The organism is Roseovarius sp. (assembly GCF_018066915.1).
GTDB lineage: Bacteria > Pseudomonadota > Alphaproteobacteria > Rhodobacterales > Rhodobacteraceae > Roseovarius.
Genome location: NZ_JAGPVV010000025.1, coordinates 1 through 7,099 on the forward strand (window position 1 = coordinate 1; position 7,099 = coordinate 7,099).

General features: G+C 59.6%; 7 protein-coding genes and 1 pseudogene. 6 read left to right on the top strand and 2 right to left on the bottom strand.

Features of this window, described 5'->3' with window-relative positions; all coding sequences use genetic code 11:
- The 3 genes and pseudogenes from KBT70_RS01410 to pnp form a co-directional block, all read left to right on the top strand.
- Nucleotides 1–591 (top strand): annotated as a pseudogene (locus KBT70_RS01410) (calcium-binding protein); the annotation flags it as partial.
- Between the two features lie 155 nt (nt 592–746).
- Nucleotides 747–1,016, top strand: coding sequence for a 30S ribosomal protein S15 (gene rpsO, locus KBT70_RS01415; RefSeq protein WP_296627911.1), 270 nt, complete (start codon nt 747–749; stop codon nt 1,014–1,016).
- Nucleotides 1,017–1,187: 171 nt separating this feature from the next.
- Complete coding sequence (gene pnp / locus KBT70_RS01420) at nt 1,188–3,329, top strand: polyribonucleotide nucleotidyltransferase (protein WP_296627914.1); 2,142 nt, start codon at nt 1,188–1,190, stop codon at nt 3,327–3,329.
- Nucleotides 3,330–3,638: 309 nt separating this feature from the next.
- Here pnp and KBT70_RS01425 read toward each other — a convergent pair whose 3' ends face one another.
- Complete coding sequence (locus KBT70_RS01425) at nt 3,639–4,157, bottom strand: glutathione peroxidase (protein ID WP_296627916.1); 519 nt, start codon at nt 4,155–4,157, stop codon at nt 3,639–3,641.
- Between the two features lie 121 nt (nt 4,158–4,278).
- Between KBT70_RS01425 and msrB the strand changes: the two genes are divergently transcribed.
- The 3 genes from msrB to KBT70_RS01440 are packed head-to-tail and all read left to right on the top strand — an operon-like array spanning nt 4,279 to nt 6,208.
- Nucleotides 4,279–4,728: a peptide-methionine (R)-S-oxide reductase MsrB gene (gene msrB, locus KBT70_RS01430; protein WP_296627918.1), complete on the top strand. Its 450-nt coding sequence runs from the start codon at nt 4,279–4,281 to the stop codon at nt 4,726–4,728.
- Nucleotides 4,725–5,237 (top strand): peptide-methionine (S)-S-oxide reductase MsrA, encoded by a 513-nt coding sequence (gene msrA / locus KBT70_RS01435; protein WP_296627920.1) that lies wholly within the window; start codon nt 4,725–4,727, stop codon nt 5,235–5,237. The genes msrB and msrA overlap by 4 nt, the downstream gene beginning before the upstream one ends.
- 50 nt (nt 5,238–5,287) lie before the next feature.
- Nucleotides 5,288–6,208: a DMT family transporter gene (locus KBT70_RS01440; protein WP_296627922.1), complete on the top strand. Its 921-nt coding sequence runs from the start codon at nt 5,288–5,290 to the stop codon at nt 6,206–6,208.
- 2 nt (nt 6,209–6,210) lie between these two features.
- Here KBT70_RS01440 and KBT70_RS01445 read toward each other — a convergent pair.
- A partial coding sequence (locus KBT70_RS01445) for an FAD-dependent oxidoreductase (protein ID WP_296627926.1) occupies nt 6,211–7,099 on the bottom strand: 889 nt, incomplete at its 5' end.

Sequence of the window (7,099 nt, forward strand, 5' to 3'; positions counted from 1 at the left end):
GGCCATAATGACGCGGATGACCTCTCTGGCGGCGCGGGCGATGACAGCCTTGTGGGCAGCGCCGGGCATGATCTCTTGCACGGGGATACGGGCGACGATGCCGTGCATGGCGATATCGGCGATGACACGCTTCATGGCGGGTTTGGGCGCGATACGCTGTTTGGCGGGTGGGGCGATGATGTCATTGTGGGGCTGGTCGATGATCCGGCGACGGTGATTTTCGATGACCTCGACAGCGGTGATTTTCTCAATGGCGGGCCGGGGAATGATCTCATCCTCGCCGGTCAAGGCGATCTGGTGGATACCGGAGAGGGTGCCGATACGGTGATGATCGGCGATTGGATATCCGAGGGCAATGCGGTCGAAATCGTGGATTTCCATCCTGAAGAGGATCGGCTGATCGTGTTTTACAACGCGTTGAAGGGCAACGACGCCAATCTCAGCCTCGAGCCCGGAGCAGAAGACACCAACGCGCAGACCCTGCTGCTGAACGGTGTGCCAATCGCAAGCATTGCCAATGCAGAGGGCCTCACGCTGGATCACATCGCGCTCTTGCCGCAAGAGGCGCTGCCGGTGATCCGCGGTCTCTAGCCGCAGACGTACGGGCCGCCGAGATTCGCGCTTTCCATTTCAGGGATTTTCCCCTATACGCGCGTATCCTTTGGACACGGTTCCAAGGGATTTCCATGGACCTTGCTGGACGACATCCCGGCTTGTGCCCGACACTTTTATGCAAGGAGACCCCGATGTCGATTACTGCTGCAGAAAAAGAACGCGTTATCAAGGAATTCGCAACCAAAGAAGGCGACACCGGTTCGCCCGAAGTGCAGATTGCGATCCTGACCTCGCGGATCACCACGCTGACCGAGCATTTCAAGACCCACAAGAAAGACAACCACGGTCGTCGTGGTCTCTTGATGATGGTCGCACAGCGCCGCAAGCTGCTGGATTACCTCAAGGGCAAGAACGAGGGCCGTTATCAGGACCTCATCAAGCGCCTCGGCATCCGCCGCTAAGACAAAATACCGCGCCTCCAAAAGGGCGCGGTTTTCGTATGATCCGATTGCTGTCCCGGTCCGGCTTTGCCGGGAATGCAGGATGAAGAACCAAAAGCCGCGGGGCAATGCGGCCCCGGATGCAAATGGGCCCGACGGGATACGCCTGGACCGGCCAACTTAGGAAACGTGATGTTCAAAGAGACGAAAAAATCGATGCAGTGGGGGGAGGAAACCCTCACTCTGGAAACTGGCAAAATCGCCCGTCAAGCGGACGGGACAGTGATTGCCACCCTTGGCGAGACTTCGGTCATGGCCAACGTGACCTTTGCCAAAGAGGCAAAGCCCGGTCAGGATTTCTTTCCGCTGACCGTTCATTACCAAGAGAGATACTATGCCGCAGGCAAGGTTCCCGGCGGCTTTTTCAAGCGTGAGGCACGGCCCTCCGAAAAGGAAACGCTGACCGCGCGCCTGATCGACCGTCCGATCCGCCCGCTGTTCGTACCCGGCTTCAAGCATGAAACGCTGGTGATGTGCACCGTGCTCAGCCACGATCTGGTCAATGACCCCGATATCGTGGCGATGATCGCAACCTCTGCGGCGCTGACCATTTCGGGCGCACCGTTCATGGGGCCGATCGCAGGCTGCCGCGTGGGTTTTGTGGACGGGGAATATATCCTCAACCCCGAGATCGACGACATGCACGATCTGCGCAACAACCCCGAGCAGCGGCTCGATCTGGTTGTGGCGGGCACCAAAGACGCCGTGATGATGGTGGAATCCGAAGCCTATGAGCTGACCGAAGAGGAAATGCTGGGCGCCGTCACCTTTGCGCATGAGCAGATCAAACCGGTTTGTGACCTGATCATCTCCTTGGCCGAAGATTGCGCCAAAGAGCCGTTCCATTTCACCCCGCCGGATTACTCGGATCTTTATGCGGCTGTGAAAGCGGCCGGTGAAGAGCAGATGCACGCCGCCTTTGCCATTCGCGACAAGCAGGAACGCACCCATGCGATTTCCGCAGCCCGCGAAGCCATCAAGGCCAAGCTGAGCGAAGAGCAACTGGCCGATGAAAACCTCGGCTCGGCGTTCAAGAAGCTCGAGTCCGCAGTTCTGCGTGGCGATGTGGTCAAGAATGGCAACCGGATCGACGGGCGTCGTCTGGATGAGATTCGCCCCATCGTGTGCGAAACCGGTCTCTTGCCGCGCACCCATGGATCGTCGCTGTTCACGCGCGGCGAAACGCAGGCGCTGGTCGTGACCACGCTTGGCACCGGCGATGACGAACAGTTCATCGATGCGCTGCACGGGAATTTCAAATCCAACTTCCTGCTGCATTACAACTTCCCCCCGTATTCGGTGGGTGAAGCTGGGCGCGTTGGCCCTCCGGGTCGTCGTGAAATCGGCCATGGCAAGCTGGCTTGGCGTGCGCTTCAGGCGGTTCTGCCGCCCGCAACCGATTTCCCCTACACGGTCCGTCTGGTGTCCGAGATCACCGAATCGAACGGCTCTTCGTCCATGGCTTCGGTCTGTGGCGGGTCGCTGTCGATGATGGATGCGGGCGTGCCGCTCAAGACCTCTGTGGCCGGTGTGGCCATGGGTCTGGTGCTGGAAGAAGACGGCTCTTTTGCGATCCTGTCGGATATTCTGGGCGATGAAGATCACCTGGGCGACATGGATTTCAAAGTGGCGGGCACCGCCGATGGCATCACCTCGCTTCAGATGGATATCAAGGTCGCAGGCATCACGCCCGAGATCATGAAGAAAGCTCTGGAGCAGGCCAAAGCCGGTCGTTTGCACATCCTCGGCGAGATGAACAAGGCGCTGTCGGGTGCGGCAGAGTTCAGCGTTCACGCTCCGCGCATCGAGACGATGCAGATTCCCACCGACAAGATCCGCGAAGTCATCGGGTCTGGCGGCAAGGTGATCCGCGAGATCGTCGAAGTGTCGGGGGCCAAGGTCGATATCAACGACGAGGGCATCATCAAGATTGCCTCGCCGAATGGTGAGTCGATCAAGAAGGCCTATGACATGATCTGGTCGATCGTGGCAGAGCCGGAAGAGGGCAAGATCTATGATGGCAAGGTCGTCAAGCTTGTGGATTTTGGCGCTTTCGTCAATTTCTTTGGCAAGCGGGATGGTCTGGTGCATGTCAGCCAGATCGAGAACCGCCGTCTGAACCATCCGAGCGACGTGCTCAAGGAAGGTCAGGACGTGAAGGTCAAGCTCTTGGGCTTTGACGATCGCGGCAAGGTCCGTCTGTCCATGAAGGTGGTCGATCAGGTAACTGGTGAAGAGATCGCGCCCGAGAAGGGCGACAAAGACGCCGAATAAGGCATCTGACATCTCGACAAGAGGCCCCGGTGGAAACGCCGGGGCCTTTTTCATGCGCGTGGGCGGGAAATGTCTGACAGGTAAGGTTTTCCATACGGGCCACGATTGGTGGTTATTCCCCATGAAAACAGCCGCAGCTTCTGCCACATCTATCCATGCGGATAGGTATACTTAGGCGCCAAGTTTTGGTTTCTAAGAAATTGGCTGTGCCATCACTCACGTTCTTGCACGCCAATGCGCGCCCCGGTGGAAACACCGGGGTTTTGCATTTCCGGACCATTAAACTCTGCCTTGCGAAGCAAGACGCGATTACTTGAGCATCGCCTCGATTTTCTTGGTGATCTGGCCCGCATTCGGTCGGGTGGTGGACCCCCAGGTTCCCGCAACCCGACCATCCGGTGTGATCAGAACCTTGTTGAAGTTCCAAGTTGGCGCAAATCCGGTCTCAGCCAGCACAGACGCGTAAAACGGATGCACCGCATCGCCGCGCACCGATGTGATCGTGGTCATCGGAATATCGAGACCAAAGTTGACCTCGCAGAATTCCTTGACCTCGGCCTCGGTCGAAAGTTCTTGGCGGAAATCATCCGAGGGCACGGCGAGCACCACGAGACCCCTGTCGCGATATTGATCATAGAGCGCCTGAAGCCCGTCATATTGCGGGGTAAAGCCGCAGCGCGAGGCGGTATTGACCACGAGCACAGGCTGTCCTGCCCAATCCGAGAGCCGGATTTCGCCGCCGTCGATATTGCCAAAGGGCGCATCAAGATCGAGCGCCATGGCGGGCAGCGAAAAAAGGGATGCAAGTATGATGGCGAATATACGCATGGTATCCTCCTGCTATGTCCGGAATACGCAGACCGTTCCGCTGCGGATCACAGCAACCGCTATTTGATTTTCGCGTCCGAGATCCATCTGATAGCATGGAACCATCACAGGAGGCGCAGACGTGACCCAATATCGCAAGTCGCCGGAAAAAATCGCGGCCCTCAGCCCCGAGGAATTCCGGGTAACACAGAAGAACGGAACAGAGCATCCGGGCACCGGCAAATACCTGCACAACAAGCAGCCGGGGATTTACGTGGATGTCGTGAGCGGCGAGCCGCTCTTTGCCAGTTCGGACAAATACGAGTCGGGCTGTGGCTGGCCCAGCTTCACCAAACCGCTGGAGCCTGCGCATGTGAAGGAGGTGCACGATTTCACATTGGGCATGATCCGGACCGAAGTGCGCAGCGCGCATGGCGATAGCCATCTGGGGCATGTTTTCCCGGACGGACCGCGTGATCGGGGCGGGTTGCGCTATTGCATCAATTCGGCGAGCCTGCGATTCATACATCGTGACGACATGGAAGCAGAGGGATACGGGGCGTATCTCGATCAGGTGGAGGATGTGACATGAGCGAACGTGCCGTTCTGGCGGGGGGCTGTTTTTGGGGCATGCAGGATTTGATCCGCAAGCTGCCCGGCGTGATCTCGACCCGTGTTGGGTATACGGGCGGCGATGTGGCGCATGCGACCTATCGCAATCATGGGACGCATGCGGAGGGGATCGAGATTTTCTTTGATCCGGCGCGTATCACCTATCGTCGGCTGCTCGAGTTCTTTTTCCAGATCCATGATCCGACGACGGTGAATCGGCAGGGCAACGATCTCGGGCTCAGCTATCGCTCGGCGATCTACTATTGCAACGACGCGCAAAAGGCCGAGGCGCTGCGCACGATCGCCGATGTCGAGGCGAGTGGGCTGTGGCCCGGCAAGGTTGTGACAGAGGTGGAGCCGGTCGGCGAGTTCTGGGAGGCAGAGCCGGAGCATCAGGATTATCTCAAGCGGTTCCCACAGGGCTATACCTGTCACTTCCCGCGTGCTGATTGGGTGCTGCCGCGCAAGGCGGCGGAAACCGACGCCTGAGACGGAACAGAGACTGAGTTGACAGACAATAGGGCGATGGACCCAAGAACATGCGCCCTCTGACTGGAATCTCGCTCAAGCTCATTTCGGTGATGCTCTTCATCACCATGTCATCGCTGATCAAGGCCACGGCGGCGCATGTGCCGCCGGGCGAAGCGGTGTTTTTCCGCTCGTTCTTTGCCATTCCGGTGATCCTCTTGTGGCTGACGCTGCGGGGGGATCTGCGAACGGGGCTCAAGGCCACCTCGCCGCTCAATCATTTCTGGCGGGGATTTGTGGGCACGGCGGCGATGGGGCTTGGCTTTGCCGCCTTAGGCATGCTGCCGCTGCCCGAGGTGACGGCGCTCGGCTATGCCGCGCCGCTCTTGGTTGTGATCTTTGCCGCGATGTTCCTGAATGAGCAGGTGGGCGTTGTCCGCATCGGCGCGGTGGCGCTAGGCCTTGGTGGGGTCCTGATTGTTTTGGCCCCGCGCCTGACGGCGCTGAGCGGTCCAACGGTAGAGACCATGCAAGCGGTGGGCGCGATGCTGGCGCTGACGGGGGCGATTTGTGCAGCACTTGCGCAGATCTACGTGCGCAAGCTGGTTCAGACCGAGGAAACCAGTGCGATCGTGTTCTATTTCTCGGTCACGTCAACGCTCTTGTCGTTTCTGACGATCCCGTTCGGCTGGGTCATACCCTCGGGGCCCGAATTCGGGCTGCTTGTCATGGCTGGGCTCTTGGGTGGGCTTGGGCAGATTTTCCTGACCTCGTCCTATCGCTTTGCCGATGCCAGCGTGGTGGCACCGTTCGATTATGCCTCGATCCTCTTTGCGCTTGGTATCGGCTATTTCATCTTTGACGAGGTGCCGACGCAGGCCATGCTGACGGGGGCATCGCTGGTTATTCTGGCGGGGATTCTCATAATCTGGCGCGAGCGGCAATTGGGCATAAGGCGGAACAAGGCGCGCTCTGCCCGGACGCCGGAATAGGATCAGCCGCCGGTCAGCGTGGCCAAGGCATAGGGCGGCCAGAGCATCGCACGCCGGAACCGCCCCAGAGGCCATTTGCGCGGCGGTTTGCGCATGATCTCGGGGTAGAGGGTGCGCGGGGTCCGGTCCAGCGCCAGGTCGGCAAGGATCGCACCGGCATAGCTCGCCATCGCCACGCCATTGCCGTGATAGGAAAGGCCGGTAAATGCACCCGGCATATCGGGGATGGGCCCGGCATAGGGGGTCAAATCCGGGGCAAGGGACAAGAGGCCATTCCAGCTATGCGGTGTCTCGACATGGCGCCACGCCGGAAACATCGCCTCGAAATGCCGCCGGATAGTGCGGTGCATGCGGGCATCGAAGCCGGGCGAACTGAAGAGTCCGCCGCGCATGCCAAAGAGCATGCGATTGTTTGGCATCAGGCGGAAATAATGCAGGAAGAAGCGGTCGTCATAGCACATCTGCCGCGTGGTCCAGCCTTGGGCCGCCAGTTCATCTTCGGTCAGGGGGCGCGTGACGATGACGTTGGATTGCGTGGGGATATAGCGCGCACGCATCCAACCCGGCAGATCATCCGAGGAATACCCGTTGGTGGCCACGATCAGGCGGCGGGCAGTGATGCGTGCATTCGGAGTTGTGAGGGTAAAGCCGCCGGTCTGGCTGATGCCGGTGACGGGTGAGTGGGCGTAAATGCGCGCGCCGGCCCGGCTTGCGGCCTGTGCCAGACCCAGCGTGTATTTGAACGGGTTGAGGGCCACCCCGAGGGGCGTGGTGAGCGCCGCGTAAAACGGCCCCTTCATCCCCATCTGGGTCAGTTCAGAGCCGGGGATGAGCGTGGGCGTGACCCCGTAATCGGCCTTGATCCGGGCGGCGCGGTCGGCAAAGCCTGCG